Genomic DNA, 18,187 nt, shown 5'->3' on the forward strand with positions numbered 1-18,187 from the left:
GCCCCACTGGTAGGGCACGGTCATGACCTGGCGGCTGTCGGACGCCCGCGGCGGCACCGGCACCCGGGTGGAGTTCCGGCACAGCGGCTTCGCCGACGACGACCCCGGCCTCGCCCACACGGCCGACTCCTGGGGGCAGTTGACGGACCGGCTGAAGGGGTACGCCGAGTCCGGTGCGCCGCAGCCCTTCTTCACCCTCTGAAAGGGGGCGGGGCATGGCGACCGACATGACGGCCGAGCGGGTGATCCCGCTGCCGCCCGGCCCGGTGGCTGAGGGGGGCCATGGACTGGCGGCACGACGCCGAGTGGACCCAGGGGAACCGCGAGGCGGTCCTGACCCGGGAGGCCGAGGGCGGCGGATTCGAGGGCGGGGCGGAGGTGAGCCGTACGGCGTACTTCCCCGGAAAGGGCCTCGACCACGTCCTCCGGGTCGCCGCCTGCGAGCGCGGGCCGCTGCTGGACAGGGTGTCCGTCGCCGGGCCGATGCCGACGCACGTCACCTACGGCTTCGCGCCGGAGCCGGGCGGTACGCTCGCCCGCATCCGGGTCCGGGGCGACGCCGGGAGGTACGACCGGCTCGCCGGCGCCCCTCATGGCGCGGAAGGTCCGCTCCTCCCTCCGCGAGGACCTGCGTGATCTCCGAGGCGCAGGCCACCGACCGGTGAGCTCTCACGTGCGAGGACTGTGATGGCGTACGACGAAGGACTGGCGGAACGGATCCGGGCCCGGCTCGGCGACGACCCGGGGATCTCCGAGAAGCGCATGTTCGGTGGGCTGGCGTTCCTGTACGAGGGGAACATGGCGGTCGGCGTGACGGGCGACGAGCTGATGGTGCGGGTCGGGCCCGACGCCGCCGACGCCGCGTTGGCGCGACCGGGGGCACGGGTCTTCGACATGACCGGGCGCCCCATGCGCGGCTGGGTCGTGGTCGCCGCGTCCGCGCTTGCCGAGGACGCCGAGTTGGGGGTCTGGATCGACCAGGGCCGCACCTTCGCGGCGAGCCTGCCGCCGAAGTGAGCGCTGGGGACCAACCCTTGGTCAAGAGTTCAACTCGTCTGGGTTTGAAGGTGGTTGAGTCGGCAAGGATGTGGTTCCCGAACGCGGTGCGGGTCCTCGGTCACGGGCCGCCGGACCCCCGCGCTGAAGGGGCGCTCAGTCGGATCTCGGGCCCGAACCGGCCCTCGGTGGAGATCGAAGACGGGTTCGATCGCGCCCAAGTCGCGAGTTTCGGGCATCCGTTCTGATCCGGACGGGGGGACTCCGAGCGATACTTGCCAAGTTCAGCGTGGGTGCGGTGGGGAATCGCGGACAGAAACCGACCGGATCGATTCCTCAACACGTCATGAATTACCCGTACCGCCGGGCTATCGTCCCTCGTTATGATGCGTCTCACGCGCCCGACACCCGTCCGGGAGTCGAGGAGAGGTCATGCGTTCCTTGAGCATCGGCCGTTAGCTTCGCGCCATTGAGTCGAACGGGGGCGGTTCGAAATGGGTGGTTTTCTTGGCGCATTACGGCGTCGCATGGAGGCGGCGGATCCCCGCCGCGAGGCCTTCAGCTTCGTCGGCGCCGGGGCAACCGCACGCGCCCCGGAGGAACCCGGACCTCCGGTCCGGATTCTGACGTACGGAGAACTCGACCGCCAGGCCCGCCAGTTGGCCGCATGGGTGCAGTCGCAGGGCGGCGCCAACCAGCGTGTCCTGCTGCCCAACAGCGAGGGTCCGCTGCAGATCGCCGCTCTGCTCGGCTGCTTCTACGCCGGAGCCACCGCGGTGCCCTGTCCGTCCCCGCTGGACGGCGGGCGCAATGTCCGCCGGCTGACCGCCATCGCCAAGGACGCCGACGTGGCGCTGGCGCTCGCCGACTCCGCCGTGGCGGCCGAACTGTCCCGGCTCTTCGCGGGCAGCGACCTGGTGTGCCTCGCGGCGGACCGGGCCGCGCTGCCGGACCCGGACGACTGGCGTCCGACGGTGGCGGCGGACGACGACCTCGCCCTCATCCAGTACACCTCCGGATCGGTGACCCAGGTCAAGGGCGTCCTGCTCAGCCAGCGCAACCTGCTGGCCGGCCAGGAGGCCATCACCCGGGCCCTCGGGACGGACGAGCACTCCGTGATCGGCGGCTGGCTGCCGCCGTACCACGACATGGGTCTGGTGGGGCAGTTGCTGCACCCGCTCCACCTCGGCGCCCACGGCGTGCTCATGCCGTCCGCCACCTTCGCCGCCCGGCCGCTCAGCTGGCTGCGGATGATCGAGGCGTACGGCATCACCGTGTCCGGCGGCCCGGACTACGCGTACGACATGTGCGTGCGGGCGGCGACGGACGAGGAGGTCGAGCGGCTCGACCTGTCCTCCTGGCGGGTCGCGGTCAACGGCGCCGAACACGTGCGGGAGGCCACCATGGCCGCCTTCGCGAAGCGGTTCGCCCCGGCCGGTTTCCGGCCCGAGGCGTTCTACCCGGCGTACGGCCTGGCCGAGGCGACCCTGCTGGTGACCGGCGGCAGCCCCGGGAAGCCGTCCGTGGAGCGCGCGGTGGACCCCACCGCGCTCGCCGCCGGGCGGATGACCGCGCCGCCGAGCGGCTCCCGGAGCCGGACCTTGGTCGGTGTGGGGCGGCCGTGCGGGGTGCAGATACGTATCGTCGATCCGGAGACCCGGCAGGTGCTGGAGCCGGGGCGGGTGGGCGAGATCTGGATCCGGGGCGAGAGCGTCGCCTCGGGCTACTGGCGGCGCCGCGCCGAGACCGAGGAGAGTTTCGGAGCGGTCACATCCGCCCACGACGGATCGTTTTTGCGCAGTGGCGACCTCGGTGCCGTGGACGAACACGGCGAGCTGTTCGTGATCGGACGGCTCAAGGAGGGTGTCGTCGTCAACGGGGTGGATGTCGCACCGGAGGACATCGAGACCTCGGTCCAGGGCCTGAACCCCTTGTTCGGGGTCACGGCGGCCGTCACCACGGGGCCGGAACGCGACCGGCTCATCGTGATTCAGGAAGTGCGCGAGAACGGCCTCCTCGACGGCGAACTGCCGTCGCTCGTCGAGGCCGTACAGACCCATCTCGACGGGGAGTTCGGAATCCTCGACGCCGTGATCCTGCTCGTCCGGCCGGGCGTGGTACGGCGCACCACCAGTGGCAAGCTTCAGCGCTCGGCCATGCGAGGGCTCCTGCGGAGTGGCGGCATCCGACCGCTGTATCCCCGAGTACCCGCCTTCCATGCCGACTTGACTCCGAGTTGAGCACTCTCCTAGTTGCTCGCCGGACCATCACGTGACCGGTCACGCGGGGCATCGCGCGACCGGCACCTCAGAACGACACTCCATGCTGCGGAACTTCAGCAGTGGAATGCACAGGCAACAGAGAGGATGCCGATGGACATCGAAGTGCTCGGCGCATGCAGATTGATGCAGACCGGCAAGTCCGTGGTGCCTTCCGCGGTCAAGCCACGCAAGGTTCTCGCAGTACTGGCCCTCAACCCTGACCGTCCCGTCTCCGTGGGGATGCTGGTGGAGGAGGTCTGGGGCGAGACCCCACCGCCAAGCGTCGCAACAACCCTGCAGACGTACATACTTCAACTTCGGAACCTTATCACCTCTGCCATCGGAGGCCCATCACCCGATATGCCTCTGGGCGCGAAAAGTGTGCTCGTGACCCAGCCCGGCGGCTATCTGCTGGACACCCAGGGCGGTTCCGTCGACGTCCGGGAGTATGAGCGGCTCTCCGGCGGCGGGCACCGGGCCCTGGAGAAAGGGGACTACGAGGCGGCGGCGGACCTGTTCCGCAAGGCCCTGTCGCTGTGGCGCGGTCCCGCGCTCGCCGACGTGGAGTGCGGCCGGGTGCTGGACGTCGAGGTGACCCGCCTCGAGGAGTCCCGCATGGGCATACTGTGCCGCCGTATCGAGGCGGACCTGCTCCTCGGACGCCACCACGAGATCATCGGCGAGCTGTTCGGGCTCGCGGCGCGGCACCCGCTCCACGAGGGGATCCATCTGCAGTTGATGCTCGCCCTGTACCGGGCCGGGCGGCGCACCACGGCGCTGGAGGTCTACCAGCGGCTGCGCGATGTGCTCGCCGGGGAGCTCGGGCTCGATCCGAGCTATGAACTGCAGTCCCTCCAGGGGGCGTTGCTCGACTCCTCCTCCGAACTACGGCTGGACCAGCCGCTCTCGCTCTTCAGAGTGCGGGCGCCGGGCCGGTACTGACGCCTCCGTGCCGCCGGTTGCGCTGCTCCTGCCCGGTGCGGGAGCCCAGTACCCAGCGATGGCCTACGGCCTGTACCGGTACGAGCCCGCGTTCACCACGGCCATGGACACGGTCCTGGGGCTGCTGGGCGAGGCCGGGGAACGGTTGTACCGACTGTGGTCCTCCGGTGCGCGGCTGCGCACCGTGGCCGAGGTGCATCCGCTGCTGTTCGCGGTCTGCCACGCGCTCAGCGAGACGGTCCGGGACCGAGGGCTGCGCCCCGGCGCGGTTCTCGGTCAGAGTGTCGGCGAGATGGTCGCCGCCGTTCAGGCCGGAGTGCTTCCGCTGACCGACGCGGTGCGGCTGGTCTCGGTGCAGTCCGAGGCGCTCGCCGGGGCGCCGGCCGGCGGGGCGCTCGCCGTCGCCGCGGCGCCGCCCGCGGTGTCACCCCTGCTGCGCGGCGGAGCGGTGGTCGCCGCGTGCAACGGGCCGGGACAGACGATCGTCTCCGGTTCGGAGTTCGGGCTCGCCGCCACCCGACGGGCCATGGAGGAGGCGGGGTTGACGTGGATGCGGGTACAGGTGCCCGCGGGACTGCACGGGCCGCTGGTCGCCGAGGCGTGCCTCGACACCCTGCCGGAGTTCCAGGCGTCCGTGTTCGCCCTTCCGCATACGCCGTTGCTGTCCGGGAGCGCGGGCGGACGGCCCGAGCCCGAGCGGGCCGTGGATCCCGAGTTCTGGGCGCTCCAGCCGTCCCGTCCGGTGCTGCTGGACGCGGCACTCGACCAACTGGCCTCGGTCGGCCCGCTGTTGTGCGCCGAGGTGGGGCCGGGGCACGGCCTCGCCGTGCAGGCCCGGCGGCACGGTCATCGGGCGGTGTCCCTGCTGGACGGCTGCGTCGGGGCTCCGCACGAGGAGCGGGAACGGCTGCGGCAGGCCCTGGACGCTCTGGTGCTCGGTGATCCCGTGGAACGGGTGGCCGACACCCGCGGTGCGAGGGTGGCGTGGTTACGGCCGCCGGGCGGGGGGTCGGCACAGGGCTGAGCCGTCCGGGACCGGACGGGGAATCTGAGCTGGGCATATGCCCGTCCGGAGGTGAAGGTGCAGTCCACCAGGGCTTGAGCGGTGCGGCGGAGGCTGGGTTCGTTCTCGTGCGGGTGGGGGCCCGCACGAGGGCGGATCGGACCTACGGACCGCGAGGAGTGACATCCGGTGGAGCGAGCTGCGCATGCGACCACGGCCGAGGGACGGATCCGGAGCCGGGCGGACGAACTGGAGCGGGCCCTCGCTCCGTTCGGGGATCGGGTGATCGGTCCGGAGGAGATCGTCCGCGCCGAACGCGTCCTCGACGACTGTGAGTTCGGTGCCGAGTTCGTGCCCGCCGAGTTCGGGGGCCGGCTCGAGCGGATCGACGGACTCGGCCGGGTCGTACGGCCCGCCTGCCGGCAGGACATCTCGCTCGGCTTCGGCTACGGGCTCAACTGCTTCTTCGCCTCCACCCCCGTCTGGACGGCCGGAGACACCGCGCAGCGGGAGTGGGCCGCCGCACTGCTGCTCGGCGGCGGCCGCGTGGCGGTCGCCCGCCCCGCCGTCACGCACGCCAACGACTTCGTGCGCGACGAGTTCACGCTGCGCCGGACCGAGGGCCGACGGAGGCTCGACGGCTCCAAGACCGCCGTGTGCAACTACGCCCGGGCCCGCGGGCTCACCGTCATCGCGGGGTGTGAGGACGGCACGCACGAGATCGTGCTGATCGACCGCGAGATCCTGCCCGAGGGCGCGCTGCGCACCCTCCACCGCTACCGGACCGTCGGCCTCGACGGCTGTGAGTTCGGCGGCCTGGAGTTCACCGACTGCCCCGTCCCGGACGAGTCCGTGGTGGGCGCCGCGGGCCACGGCATGGAACTGGCCGTCCGCTGCTCGGTCGTCACCCGCGCGCTGCTGCCCTCCGTGCTGATCGCCGCCGGGGACACGATGCTGCGCACGGCCATGCGGTTCGCCGCGGAACACCGCGCCGATGACCCCTACGGCCCGCTCAGGTCGTCGTACGGGCGTGAAGTGCTGACCGGCGCCCTGCTGGACCTGCTGATCAGCGACAGCATCGCGCTGGCCGCCGCCCGTGGCATCCATCTGCTCCCCGACCGGGTGAGCGCCTGCGCCGCGGCCGCCGCCTACACCGTGCCCAAGCTGCTCCAGGACTCGGCGCACGATCTGTCCACCGTGCTGGGCGAGGCCTACTTCGACGCCAAGGGCCGCTACGGCGCCTTCGGGCGGATGGTGCGCGATCTGCCGCTGCTCGTCCAGGGCCACGCCGGCACCGCCGCCCGCCAGGCCATGCTCGTCGCCCAACTGCCGCATCTGGCCCGCGACTCCTGGCTCCAGGACGAGGCGCCGCCGGCCGAGCTGCTGCGGCCCTGGGAGGACCTGCCGCCCGCCGACCTCGGCGCGCTCACCCCGGCCGGCGTCTCCGACCCGATCGTCCCGGTCCTCGGCGTCTGCGCCGACCTCGACGGCGACCTGGGCGAGCTGGTCACCGCCTTCCTCGGCGAACTCCGCGAGCTGCGCAAGCGGTTCGCCAAGATCACCCCGGGCGACGGCCTCTCCACCCCCGAAACCCTCGCCCTCACCGACCGCTACGCCCTGGTCTGCGCCGCCGCGGCCAGCCTCGGCGTCTGGCGCGAGCACCACGAAGCCCGGCCGGGCACCTTCCTGGCCGACCCCGCGTGGATCACCGGCGCCCTGCACCGCCTGGGCGTCCTGCTGGGACTCGACGTGCCGAAGGCTCCGCAGGAGGTCGTCGAGAAGCGTCTCTTCGACGCGGTCCTCGAACGCTACGAGCAGCACCGCTCCTACGACCTGTACGAGACGCATCTCGCAAAGTCCTGACCGGAAGGAAACGGCCCATGACTGCGCACGCCGACGACACACACGCCGCCGAGCAGGCAGGCGATCTGATCTCCGCGGTGGTCCAGGCGGTGCGGCGGGTCATCGACGACCCGGTGGCCGAAGTGGGCACGGACTCGCTGCTGCGGGAGGACCTGGGCTTCGACTCGGTCCTGATCATGCAGCTGAAGTACCGCGTCGAACAGGCCGTTCCGGAGCTGGGCGAGCTGTCCCTGCCGGACATGATCGACAGCATGACGTCCGTCGGTTCCCTCGTCGCCTATCTGCGCGACCGTCTGGTGAGGGCGGCCGTCTGATGGCCGCTCCCGCCGCCGGAGCCCCCGTGCTGGTGACCGGACCCGACGGACAGTGGGACGACGTACTGCGCCCGCTGGCCACCAGCGGCACCGTCGTCACCTACGGCAGAGTCGCCGACTGGCTTCCGGAGGACACTGGGGAAAGGGTTCTGCGCCCACTCCTCGGCCCCCGTGACTGGGGCCGCTTCCAACGGCTGAGCCACCGCCGGGTCCGCGAGGGGTTCCTCGCCTCCCGGCTGCTGCTGAAGCACACCGCGGCCAAGGTGCTGGCCAGTCGCCCCGAGGCGGTGGACCTGGCGTACAAGCCGGGCGGCCGGCCGTACCTGCGCGGTTGCGACCAGATCGACATCAGCCTCAGCCACACCGAGGAGGTCATGGTCGTCGGGGTCACCCGGCGCGGACTGCTCGGCGTGGACGTGGAGCGCGCCGAGCGTCCGATGGTCGGCACCGGTGTGGAGTTCCAGGCCTGCACGCCGCACGAGCGCGCGCTGCTGGACTCGGTGCCCGAGCAGACCCGCAACAGCGCCCTGGTCCGGCTCTGGACGCTGAAGGAGGCGTACAGCAAGGCCATCGGCCAGGGACTGCGCTTCCGGTTCACCGAGTTCGGCTTCACCCTGGACGACGCGCGCATCCGGCTGCAGCGCCCGGACGGCTCCCCGGGCACCGGCCCGGAGTGGAGCTTCGGCACCTACGCCCTGGAGTCCGACTACGTGGTGAGCGCCGCCCTGCGCGACGAGGGCTTCGGCGCCGCGGCCGACACGGCCGCCGACACCACGCTCGACCAGAGCCTGCTCGGCGTGCTGCTGGGCCGGCTCTGAGCCGTCGGCTCCCCGCGTACCACGTGCCGTCGCGGCACCCCCCTCGTACCGCCCCCCTTTCACCGCCCCCCTTTCACCGTCCACCTTCACCGCATCCCAAGGAGGCACCCACCCATGACCACAGCGGACCCCAACGACGGCTTCACCCTCTCCGAGCTGCTCCGGCTCCTGGCGGACAGCGCCGGGATACCGGAGGGCGTCGACCTGGAGGCCGAGGACGTCGTGGACACGCCGTTCTACCGGCTCGGCTACGACTCACTGGCACTGCTCCAGGTCACCGGGCGGCTCAAGCGCGAGTACGGGCTCATGCTGCCCGACACGATCGTCGCCGACGCGCCCACCCCGCGGGCCCTGCTCACCGTCATCGCACACGCACGTGCGGCCTGAAGCGGCGCGCGCCTTGTGCGCGCGCCGCTTTCGCGGCTCCGGCCTTCGCGGTCCCGGCCCCAGCAGTCCCGGCCTTCGCGGTCCGGACAAAGCAGTACCGGCCGCGTACCTCCCCGGAAGTTCCGGAGAAGGTACGCGGCCGGTTCGTGCGCTCCAGCTCTGGCACTCTCCCGGCTGGGGGAGGGCCGGGACGGATCAGAAGCTGGGCGCGGCGGTGGGCGACCTCAGCTGGCCCAGGTAGGGGTGCCACAGGTGGGTCGGGTCGTTCTCCACGGCCTCGATGATCTCCCACATCGCGGAGAGGGCCTTGGGCTCCTGGTCGTCGTAGACGTCGCCCTGGAGCATCTTGAGGATGTCCAGACGGTAGCGGTCGTCCTGGACGAACGCGGTGAACAGGATGTTGAGGCGGTAGTAGGCCTCGATGAAGCGGTGCCAGTAGCCCACCGCCTTGCGGAGCTTGTTCTCGTAGGCGGCGAAGCGCTCGTGCTTGAAGTCGCCGGCCTCGGCGGCGGCGATGATGTCCTTCGCCGCGAGCCGGGCGCTGTTCAGCGCGACGGAGACACCGGAGGAGAAGATCGGGTCCACGAAGCGGGCGGCGTCGCCGATCAGGACGTAGTTGTCGCCGGCGATCTGCTTCATGCCGTAGCTGTAGTCGCCCTCGGTCTTCATGGGCTTGACCTGCTCGCAGTTCTTCAGCACGTCGAGCAGCTCGGGCCGGGAGGCCACGGTCTCCCAGAAGTACTTCTCGCGGTCGCCGCCGTACTCCTGGAACCGCTTCTTCTGGCTGACGACACCGATCGAGGTGATGGTGTCGGTGATCGGGATCTGCCACACCCAGGTGTCGAGCAGGGGGAGGAAGTGGATGAAGATGTAGTCGGCCTGGTCCTTGTTGACGGCGAGGGCCTTGCGGTCCAGACCGTCGAACCACGTGTGCACGGCGTACTGGTTGAAGACCGGGTCCGGGATCTTGTGCTTGAGCTGGTTGCCCAGACGGGTCTGGCGGCCGCTCGCGTCGACGATCATCTTCGCCGTGATGTGCGTCGACGAGGAGCCGACCTTCACCTCGACGGACGGCACTTCGCCGTCGAAGTCGACCTTGCCGACCCGGACGCCCTGGAACACCTTGGCGCCCAGCTCCTCGGCGTGCTTGAGGAGGATGTGGTCGAACTTGCTGCGGTCGACGTGGAAGGTGTGGTCGCGGTCCACGCCGTCCTGGTCGCGCTCGCTGAACAGGACCTCGGCGGCGCGGAAGTCGTGGTTCAGGCCGCGGAAGCCGTTGTGGTTGATGTCGCGGTCCTCGGCGGAGGTCCAGGCCGCCCCGAACTTCTTCGGGAAGCCCGCGGCCTCGATCTTGTCCATGGCCCCGATCTCCAGGAGCACCGGGGTGGTGGCCGGGACCAGGGACTCGCCGACGTGCTCACGAGGAAAGTTCTCCGCCTCGAACACGGCCACAGACAGCCCGGCCTTGGCCAGGTACGAGGCCACGGTCGATCCCGCGGGGCCGCCGCCGATGACTGCGACGTCGAATTGTGCGTCCACGATGCTCTCTCTTCCTTCGGTCGGTTCAGGCAGCGGGCTGCGGAGCCAGGGAGTAGACCATGTCCGTGATGGCCGCCAGGTTTGCGAAGTTCCGGCCGGTGATGTGGGTCGGGGGCACGACGACCCCCAGCTCGGTGCGGATGAACGAGAGCAGCAGGGAGGTGTTCATGGAGGTGAGGACGCTCCACTCCAGCAGCGGGGTGTCGTCCGTCAGCTCCGAAACCTCGCTCTCACCGAGGAACTGCTGCTCGATGTACTCGCCGATCCTGCGACGGATCTCTTCATGGGACAGCGCCGCCACTGGGGCCTCCTGTTGGTCTCGGACGTGGTCGTGGGGGGAGAGCCGTACAGGCGCCGATGCTGGGCGCTGTCGGTGGAGGTTCACTCGGCAACGGCTCGGGCGACCCCGCCACGGGCGGCGACGAAGCGCCGGGCGGTGGCCGCGAACCGGGTGAGCCGAGCCCCCAGGGCGGCCCTGAACTCGGGCTCCTGGAGGAAGAAATGGCCCCCGGAGACCAGCGTGAAGTCGAAGGCCCCGGTGGTGATCCGGGACCACGCGGCCATGGACGAGGGGTCGGTGAGGACGTCCTTGCGCCCGGCGAACGCGGTCACCGGGATCGTCAGCCGCGGACCGGGGGCGTGCGTGTAGGTCTCGACGACCTTCAGGTCGGTCCGGATGGCCGGCAGATAGAACTTCAGCAGCTCCGGCTCGGCGAGCAGCGCCTCCGGCAGTCCGCCGATGCGCTGCAGTCCCTGCACGAAGCCTTCGTCGGGCAGGTGGTGGAAGGGGCGGTGCGACAGCGGCTCGGTGGGGCCGTTGCGGCCGGACACCAGCAGCAGCTCCGGCGGAGTGCCCTGGGCGGTCAGCGCCCGCGCGGCCTCGTAGCCGAGCAGGGAGCCGAAGCTGTGCCCGAAGATCGCGTACGGCTCGTGCCGGCGCTCGTCGATCTGCCGTACGGCCTCCTCGGTCAGGGCGGTGATGCCGTGCAGCAGGGGTTCGCGCACCCGGGTGCCGTGGCCGGGCAGTTCCAGCGGTACGACGGAGACGTGGTCCGGCAGATCGGCCGCGAGCCGGATGTACGGATGCGCGCTGCCGCCCGCGTGGGCGAGACAGAACAGCGTCAGCTGAGGGTCGGTGGTCAACGGAGGGCTTCCTTTCCGCGTACGAGGGACGTCTTCGCGTGCGAGGGACGTCGGCGGTCGTTCGACGGGGATCGCAACAGGGCTCGCTCAAGCTGCCGTCGACACGTGTTCGAGAGGGGAGGGGCAGCGTCCGGCGGTTCTCGCGTGGGCGTTCGCCGGTTGGCGGTGGGGTTCGCGGTGGGGTGGCGGTGGGGTTCGCCGGTTGGCGCCGTGAGGTTCGCCGGTTGGCGCCGTGGGGTTCGCCGGTTTGCCTCAGTGGCGTTCGGCGGTGGCGGAGGTGCCCTCGTCGGCCCTCGGACGGGCCCTCCGTCGGACTCCCTGCCCGATTCCCTGCACGGCTCCCGCCGGTCTCCCAGCGGACTTCTGGCCGGAAGCCGCCGCCGGGATACGGCCGTACGGCAGCGGGCCGGTCGGCCGGTTTCGGCGGGCCGTACGCTCGCGACTCCTTACGGACGCCCGCCCGTTCGACCCGCCGGACCGCTTCGGGGAGGGGCGAGGATCGGCCATCCGCACGCACTCTCAAGGGCGTCTTGAGTCGGTCTCCCTACCGTCGCTTTCGGCCGCACTTGAGGGAGAGAGGTGCCACGGTGAGCGGACCTGCGAGGGAGATCACCCCCGAAGCGGTGGAGAACTGGCTGGTGGAGCAGATAGCCCAAAGGACCTTGCTGCCCCCGGCGATGGTGTCGGTCCACCTGTGCTTCGACGAGTTCGACATCGACTCCGCGGACAGCCTGGTGATCACCACGGCCCTGGCGGACTGGCTCGGCGACGAGGTGGACCCGCGTGCCCTGGTGCGCCATCCGACGATCCGGTCGCTCGCCGGATACCTGGCCGGGCGACGCCACCAGGTCACAACGGGAGGAACTCCGGTCCATGGCTGAGAACCGACGGTACGAGCCGCGCCCCGACGACATCGCAGTCGTCGGGGCCGGTTGCCGCTTCCCCGGCGGCGTACGCGACCTCGACGGGCTGTGGCGGGTGTTCATGGACGGCGTGGACGTCGTCCAGCCGGTGCCCGCCGACCGCTGGAGCGAGGACTTCCACCACCCCGACCGGCACAACCCCGGCACCACGTACTGCCGGGAGGGCGGATTCCTCGACGAGATCGACCGGTTCGACGCCGACTACTTCGGCGTCTCCCCGCGCGAGGCCCGGGGCATGGACCCCCAGCAGCGGCTGCTGCTGGAGGTGTGCTCCGAGGCCATGGAGGACGCGGGCCTGCCGCGCGGCGACTGGGAGGGCAGCCGGACCAGTGTCCACATGGGCATCCTCGGCTCCGACTATCTGCTGCTGCACGCCCGGACCTCCGGGATCCGCGCCATCGACCCCTACTTCGCCTCCGGCAAGGAGTTCAGCTTCGCCGCCGGACGCATCGCCTACACCTTCGGGCTGCACGGTCCAGCGATGACCGTCAACACCGCCTGCTCCTCCTCGCTCGTCGCCGTCCACCTGGCCTGCCAGGCGCTGCGCAACGGCGAGGCCGACACCGCCCTCGCGGGCGGTGTCAACGTGATCGTCGCGCCCGAACTCTCCGTCTTCATGGGCAAGGTGCAAGCGCTGTCCCCGACCGGACGGTGCCGCCCCTTCGACGCCCGCGCCGACGGCATCGTCCGCGGCGAGGGTTGCGGGGTCGTCGTACTCAAGCGCTACGCGGACGCGGTGCGCGACCACGACCGCATCCACGGGCTGATCCGCGGCTCGGCCGTCAACCAGGACGGCCGCAGCGCCGGACTGACCGCCCCCAACGCTGTCGCGCAGCAGGACCTGCTGCGCGCGGCGCTGGCGTCGGCGTCCCTCACGCCCGAGGAGCCGGTGTTCGTCGAGGCCCACGGCACCGGCACCCCGCTCGGCGACCCGCTGGAGATCTCCGCCCTGACCGAGGTGATCGGCCGCACCCGGACCGCCGACGACCCGCTGCTGGTCGGCTCCCACAAGGCCCACTTCGGGCACATGGACTCGGCCGCCGGCATCGCGGGACTGCTCAAGACGCTGCTGGTGCTCCGGCACCGTACGGTCCCCGGCCAGATCCACCACGTCTACCCGGCGCCGATGATCGACTGGGACTCCTCCGGGACGCTCGTCCCGGTGGAGCACGTACGGCTGCCCGGCGAGGACGTCTCCCTGGCCGCCGGAGTGAGCGCTTTCGGGCTCTCCGGCACCAACGCGCACGTGGTGCTCGGCAGCGCCCCGCAGCCTGCCGAGGAGCCCGCCACCGAGGAGTCCGCCGGACCGCACACCCTCCTGGTCTCCGCGACCACCGCCGAGGGGCTGCGCAAGCTGGCCGCCGACTACGCCGGAGCGCTCGCCGACCCGGTCGGCCCGGCCGCCGCCGCGTCCGCCGCGCGGCGCACCCACCACAAGCACCGGATCGCCGTCGTCGGCAAGGACGCCGCCGAACTCACCGCGGCGCTCACCGACATCGAGGGCGGCCGCGCGGCCGAGAACCCGCCCAAGCTCGTCCACGTCTTCTCCGGCCAGGGCTCGCAGTGGCCGCGCATGGGCATGGACCTCGCACAGCGCGAACCCGTGGTCCGCGACACCCTCGACGACATCGACGAACTGCTGCGCGCCGAGGCCGGCTGGTCGCTGTACGACGTCCTGCGCGACGCCGACCCGGCCCGGGTGAAGGCCACCGACGTGGCCCAGCCCGCCGTCTTCGCGGTCCAGGTCGCCCTCGCCCGGCTCTGGCAGTCCTGGGGGGTCCGCCCCGACGCGGTGATCGGCCACAGCATGGGCGAGGTCGCCGCCGCGCACATGTCCGGGGCGCTCGAACTCGAGGACGCCGTACGGCTGGTGATCCACCGCGGGCGGCTGATGCACCGCGCGGCGGGCACCGGGAAGATGGCCAACGTCGAACTCGGCGCGGACCTGGTCCAGGAGCGGCTCGCCGCCCGGCACCCCGAGGTCTGTGTCGCCACCGAGAACGGACCCGCCTCCGTCGTCATCGCCGGCCCCAAGGAGGCTGTCGAGGCGGCGGTCCGGGAACTGGCCGACGACGGGGTGAACGTGGTGGCCCTCCCGGTCGACTACGCCTTCCACTCCCCGCTGATGCAGCCCTATGCCGACGAACTCGCCGAGCTGCTGCGGGACTTGCGGCCCGGTACGCCGACGGTACCGTTCCTGTCCACCGCGCTGCCCGGGCAGGACGTCCCGCTGGACGCCGCGTACTGGCACGCCAACCTGCGGGAGCCGGTGCGACTGTGGCCCGTCGTCGACGCGCTGCTCGCCGAGGGCGAGACGGCGTTCGTCGAGATCGGCGCCCACCCGGTACTCGCCCGGCCGATCCAGTCCGCCCTCGCCCACCGCGAGCGGCGCGGTCCCGTCGTGTCCTCGCTGGTCCGGGGGCAGGACGGTCCGACGATGCTGGCCCGCTCGCGGGCCACGCTGCACGTGGCGGGCATCGACGTCGACTGGGCCGCCGCGCACGGTGCGCCGGTGCGGCCGGTGTCGCTGCCGCCGCACCAATGGGCCGACGAGCGGTTCTGGCTGGACGGCGTGGAGCGGGGCGAGCAGGGTTCGGGGCCGGCGGATCTGGACGGGCTGCGGGCCGAGGTGCGGCTGGTCGACGCGGGTGGGCGGGTGGTCGCGGAGCTCGGGGCTGCCGCCCAGGGTGCGGTGCCCTCCGGGGGTTCCGCGTCGGCTGCTCCTGCTGCTCCTGCTGCTCCTGCTGCTCCGGTGCCTGCTCCTGCTGCTCCGGTGCCTGCTCCTGCTCCCGCTCCCGCTCCTGCGCCGGCGGCTGTCGCTGTCGCCGTCGTCGAGGAGCCTGTCGAGGCTGCTTCCCATGAGCGGGAGCATGTCGCCTCCACCGTGCACGCCGTGCTGGCGAAGGTGCTCGGGCACGGGCCGCGTAAGCGGCTGCCGCGTACTCGGGGGTTCTTCGAGCTGGGGATCGACTCGATCTCCGTCGCCGAGTTCGCCCGGCGGGTCGCTGAGGAACTCCGGGTGCAGGTCGATGGGGCCGATGCGCTGGCGCACGGCACGATTGATGGGTTCACCGACTTCATCATGACCTTGACTCCGGAGCCTGTTGCTTCTTCGGAGCCGGATGGTGCGGCCGTCGAGGAAGAGAGTGCCTCGGCAGGTGGTCTGTCGTCCGACGCGCCGTCCGGGCCGGTCGCGCAGTTCCCCGCGCCCCTTCCCGGAGCTGACCAACCGGAGGATTCCCAGACCCCCGAGCCCATCGCCATCATCGGGATCGGGTGTCGGTTGCCCGGCGGAGTTTCTGGGCCCGACGACTTCTGGAAGTTGCTCGACTCCCGGGTCGACGCCAGCGGGGATGTGCCCTCCTCGCGCTGGGACGCCTCCGCCTTTGACGGGGTGCCTGCTCGGGGGGCGTTCCTTTCCGAGGTCGACGGGTTCGACAACTCCTTCTTCCGGATCTCGCCCCGCGAGGCCCGCACCATGGACCCGCAGCAGCGGCTGTTCCTGGAGGTGGCCTGGGAGGCGCTGGAGGACGCCGGGGTTCCGGCGGACCGGATGGGCGGCACCCAAACCGGTGTGTTCGTCGGGCTCAACACCACCGATTACCAGCAACTGGTGACCCGTCGCGAGACCGACGTCGATCTCTACTACGGCACCGGCAACTCCTTCAGCGCGACCGCGGGCCGCATCTCCTACTTCCTGGGGCTGCGCGGTCCGAGCATCGCCGTGGACACCGCCTGCTCCTCCTCCCTCACCGCCGTGCACCTGGCCTGCCAGAGCCTGCGCGCGGGGGAGAGCCGGCTGGCGCTGGCCGGCGGGGTCAACGTGATGGCCACCCCGACGGTCTTCCTCTCCATGGGAGCCGCGGGGGCGCTCGCCCCCGACGGACGGTGCAAGACCTTCGACGACTCCGCCGACGGCTACGGCCGGGGCGAGGGCGCCGGTGTGGTCATCCTCAAGAAACTCTCGAGCGCCCTGCGCGACGGTGACCGGGTGTACGCGATCATCCGGGGCAGCGCGGTCAACCAGGACGGGGCCAGCGGCGGGTTCACGGTGCCCAGCGGCACCGCCCAGGAGGAGGTCATCCTCTCCGCACTCGACCAGGCCGGGATCGAACCGCACGAGGTCGACTACGTCGAGGCGCACGGCACCGGCACCCGCCTCGGCGACGCCGTGGAACTGCGCGCCCTGGCAGGGGCGTTGGGCACCGGACGGCAGCCCGACCGGCGTTTGCTCGTGGGCTCGGTGAAGACCAACGTCGGCCATCTGGAGGCCGCCGCCGGAGTCACCGGGCTGATCAAGACGGTGCTGGCGCTCGGCCGGGAGCGCATCCCCGCCCAGCTCCACCTGACCGAGCCGACCCGCCAACTGGACTGGGCGAAGCTGCCGTTGAGCGTGGCAGCCGAGCCGAAGCCGTGGCCGCGCGGCGAACAGCCCCGGATCGCGGGCATCAGCGCGTTCGGCTTCACCGGCACCAACGCCCACGTCCTGGTCCAGGAGGCCCCCCGGCAGCCGCCCCAGCAGACCACCGGGCCCGTACGGCCCTGTGTGCTGACCGTGTCCGCCGCGACCCCGGACGCCCTGACCGCGGCGGTCGCCCGGATGCGTGAGCGGGTCCGCGCCGCCGCCGACAGCGAGCTCGCCGACCTGTGCTGGACCGCGGGCGCCCGCCGCGCCCACCTCGCGCACCGGATCACCGCCGTGGGACGCACCCGCGACGAGCTCCTCGCCGCCCTGGACCGGGCGCAACCGGTGCAGGCCCGCGACGAGGCGTCGGTGCTGTTCGTCTACGGACGCACCCCCGCAGACCTGTCGGCCTACGACGAGGTGCTGGCCGGCGACCCGGAGGCCGCCGAGACCTACCGAACCGCCCTCGCCGAGGCCCACGAGGTCCTGCGCGCCGAACTCGGTGAACCCGAGGGCCCGGCGCACCCGGGCAGCGTGGAGCACGCGGGCGAGGTGTTCGCGGGCCAGCTGGCCACGACCGCCCTGTGGCAGGTGCTCGGCGTCCGGCCCGACGCGGTCGTCGGCTGGGACATCGGCGAGTACGCCGCCGCCGTGGTCGCGGGCGACCTCACGCTCGTCGACGCCGTACGACTGCTCGCGGCCGGCGTGCCCGTCCCCGCGCAGCCCGACGGGGCGCGGGTGGCCCGCCACTCCGCCGCGAACGGCTGGAACGCGCTGGCGGGCGAGGTCATCATGGCCGGCCTCGACGTACTGCTGGACATCGGCACCGGCAGCCGCGCCATCCGCATGCTCGGCGCCGCCCTGGACGCGGCGGTCGAACCCGGGGAGACCATGCCGGTCCAGCTCACCGCGCCGCGCCGGCGTCAGCCCAGTGGCGTCGAGAAGGCCTACCTCGGCCCGATCGAGCTGCTGGAACTGGCGGCCACGCTGCACGCCAACGGGGTGAGCGTCGACTGGGACCGGCTGGTGCCCGGACCGCACCGCCCGGTACGGCTGCCCGCCTACCCCTGGCAGCGCAAGGCCTATTGGGTGGACACTCCGTACGCGGTGGAACCCCGGCCGCAGTCCGAGCCGCAGCCCGCGGCCCAGGCCGCGCCGGAGCCCGCCGGTGATCTGGCCGCCGAGCTGCTCGCCCTGTCGCCCGACCGGCGGGAGGAGAAGCTGGTCGACCTGCTGCTCAGGCTTGTCGCGCAAGTGCTCGGGGAAGAGGCCGACGTCTCGCCCGACCAGGGCTTCTTCGACCTCGGTATGGACTCGGTGCTCTCGCAGGACCTCAAGCAGCGCGCCGAGCGCGAGCTGGGCCTCGAACTGCCCGGCACCGTCATGTTCGAGTGCCCGAACGTCACGTCCTTCGCCCGCTTCGTCCTCGACGAGGTGCTCACCGAACCGCAGGACCAGGCCGCACCCGCCGAGGCCGCAGCGGCTGCCCAGGAACCGGCCGAAGACCTGGAAGAGCTCGACGACGACTCTCTGCTGAGCCGTCTCGACGACGCGCTGGCGTCGTCCGAAGCCCTGTTGACCGAGGGAGACTGA

At 71.7% G+C, this 18,187-nt stretch carries 15 protein-coding genes; 12 read left to right on the plus strand and 3 right to left on the minus strand.

What is annotated here, in order from left to right; genetic code table 11:
* Window positions 1-22: 22 nt before the first annotated feature.
* The 10 genes from AC068Z_RS34355 to AC068Z_RS34400 all read left to right on the plus strand — a co-directional run bounded on the left by AC068Z_RS34355 (window position 23) and on the right by AC068Z_RS34400 (window position 8,584).
* Window positions 23-202: an SRPBCC family protein gene (locus AC068Z_RS34355; RefSeq protein WP_478564735.1), complete on the plus strand. Its 180-nt coding sequence runs from the start codon at window positions 23-25 to the stop codon at window positions 200-202.
* An 80-nt stretch (window positions 203-282) separates the two neighbouring features.
* Window positions 283-636, plus strand: a complete 354-nt coding sequence (locus tag AC068Z_RS34360) for a hypothetical protein (RefSeq protein ID WP_478564738.1) — start codon at window positions 283-285, stop codon at window positions 634-636.
* 51 nt (window positions 637-687) lie between these two features.
* Window positions 688-1,017: a TfoX/Sxy family protein gene (locus AC068Z_RS34365; protein WP_478564741.1), complete on the plus strand. Its 330-nt coding sequence runs from the start codon at window positions 688-690 to the stop codon at window positions 1,015-1,017.
* Window positions 1,018-1,523: 506 nt separating this feature from the next.
* A complete protein-coding gene (locus AC068Z_RS34370) occupies window positions 1,524-3,236 on the plus strand; it encodes a fatty acyl-AMP ligase (RefSeq protein ID WP_478564744.1) in 1,713 nt (570 codons plus the stop codon).
* 132 nt (window positions 3,237-3,368) lie between these two features.
* Window positions 3,369-4,199 carry an AfsR/SARP family transcriptional regulator gene (locus tag AC068Z_RS34375; protein WP_478564747.1) on the plus strand — a complete coding sequence of 277 codons (831 nt, stop codon included), beginning with the start codon at window positions 3,369-3,371 and terminating at the stop codon, window positions 4,197-4,199.
* Window positions 4,200-4,206: 7 nt separating this feature from the next.
* Window positions 4,207-5,223, plus strand: a complete 1,017-nt coding sequence (locus AC068Z_RS34380) for an acyltransferase domain-containing protein (protein WP_478564750.1) — start codon at window positions 4,207-4,209, stop codon at window positions 5,221-5,223.
* Window positions 5,224-5,391: 168 nt separating this feature from the next.
* The gene (locus AC068Z_RS34385; protein WP_478564753.1) at window positions 5,392-7,065 is read left to right on the plus strand and encodes an acyl-CoA dehydrogenase family protein; all 1,674 of its coding nucleotides are present in this window, start codon (window positions 5,392-5,394) and stop codon (window positions 7,063-7,065) included.
* Window positions 7,066-7,082: 17 nt separating this feature from the next.
* Window positions 7,083-7,379 (plus strand): acyl carrier protein, encoded by a 297-nt coding sequence (locus AC068Z_RS34390; protein WP_478564756.1) that lies wholly within the window; start codon window positions 7,083-7,085, stop codon window positions 7,377-7,379.
* Window positions 7,379-8,197 (plus strand): 4'-phosphopantetheinyl transferase family protein, encoded by an 819-nt coding sequence (locus AC068Z_RS34395; protein ID WP_478564759.1) that lies wholly within the window; start codon window positions 7,379-7,381, stop codon window positions 8,195-8,197. The genes AC068Z_RS34390 and AC068Z_RS34395 overlap by 1 nt, the downstream gene beginning before the upstream one ends.
* 114 nt (window positions 8,198-8,311) lie before the next feature.
* Window positions 8,312-8,584 carry an acyl carrier protein gene (locus AC068Z_RS34400; RefSeq protein ID WP_478564762.1) on the plus strand — a complete coding sequence of 91 codons (273 nt, stop codon included), beginning with the start codon at window positions 8,312-8,314 and terminating at the stop codon, window positions 8,582-8,584.
* A gap of 195 nt (window positions 8,585-8,779) precedes the next feature.
* On the opposite strand, the gene AC068Z_RS34405 is transcribed toward AC068Z_RS34400, so the two are convergent.
* The 3 genes from AC068Z_RS34405 to AC068Z_RS34415 form a co-directional block, all read right to left on the minus strand.
* Complete coding sequence (locus AC068Z_RS34405; protein WP_478564764.1) at window positions 8,780-10,123, minus strand: NAD(P)/FAD-dependent oxidoreductase; 1,344 nt, start codon at window positions 10,121-10,123, stop codon at window positions 8,780-8,782.
* 25 nt (window positions 10,124-10,148) lie between these two features.
* Window positions 10,149-10,424 carry an acyl carrier protein gene (locus tag AC068Z_RS34410; protein ID WP_451723170.1) on the minus strand — a complete coding sequence of 92 codons (276 nt, stop codon included), beginning with the start codon at window positions 10,422-10,424 and terminating at the stop codon, window positions 10,149-10,151.
* 80 nt (window positions 10,425-10,504) lie between these two features.
* Window positions 10,505-11,266: a thioesterase II family protein gene (locus tag AC068Z_RS34415; RefSeq protein ID WP_478564767.1), complete on the minus strand. Its 762-nt coding sequence runs from the start codon at window positions 11,264-11,266 to the stop codon at window positions 10,505-10,507.
* Window positions 11,267-11,853: 587 nt separating this feature from the next.
* On the opposite strand from AC068Z_RS34415, the gene AC068Z_RS34420 reads away from it, so the two are divergent.
* Window positions 11,854-12,147 (plus strand): acyl carrier protein, encoded by a 294-nt coding sequence (locus tag AC068Z_RS34420; RefSeq protein WP_478564770.1) that lies wholly within the window; start codon window positions 11,854-11,856, stop codon window positions 12,145-12,147.
* On the plus strand, window positions 12,140-18,187 hold the full coding sequence (locus AC068Z_RS34425) for a type I polyketide synthase (protein ID WP_478564773.1): 6,048 nt from the start codon (window positions 12,140-12,142) through the stop codon (window positions 18,185-18,187). Before AC068Z_RS34420 ends, AC068Z_RS34425 begins: the two co-directional genes overlap by 8 nt.

It is taken from the genome of Streptomyces sp. NPDC043726 (genome assembly GCF_056436565.1).

Bases quoted from the DNA above. Each gene is read 5' to 3' on its own strand.
- AC068Z_RS34370 (WP_478564744.1), top strand. From the start codon at position 1,524: ATGGAGGCGGCGGATCCCCGCCGCGAGGCCTTCAGCTTCGTCGGCGCC.
- AC068Z_RS34375 (WP_478564747.1), top strand. From the start codon at position 3,369: ATGGACATCGAAGTGCTCGGCGCATGCAGATTGATGCAGACCGGCAAG.
- AC068Z_RS34355 (WP_478564735.1), top strand. From the start codon at position 23: ATGACCTGGCGGCTGTCGGACGCCCGCGGCGGCACCGGCACCCGGGTG.
- AC068Z_RS34400 (WP_478564762.1), top strand. From the start codon at position 8,312: ATGACCACAGCGGACCCCAACGACGGCTTCACCCTCTCCGAGCTGCTC.
- AC068Z_RS34390 (WP_478564756.1), top strand. From the start codon at position 7,083: ATGACTGCGCACGCCGACGACACACACGCCGCCGAGCAGGCAGGCGAT.
- AC068Z_RS34425 (WP_478564773.1), top strand. From the start codon at position 12,140: ATGGCTGAGAACCGACGGTACGAGCCGCGCCCCGACGACATCGCAGTC.
- AC068Z_RS34360 (WP_478564738.1), top strand. From the start codon at position 283: ATGGACTGGCGGCACGACGCCGAGTGGACCCAGGGGAACCGCGAGGCG.
- AC068Z_RS34365 (WP_478564741.1), top strand. From the start codon at position 688: ATGGCGTACGACGAAGGACTGGCGGAACGGATCCGGGCCCGGCTCGGC.
- AC068Z_RS34395 (WP_478564759.1), top strand. From the start codon at position 7,379: ATGGCCGCTCCCGCCGCCGGAGCCCCCGTGCTGGTGACCGGACCCGAC.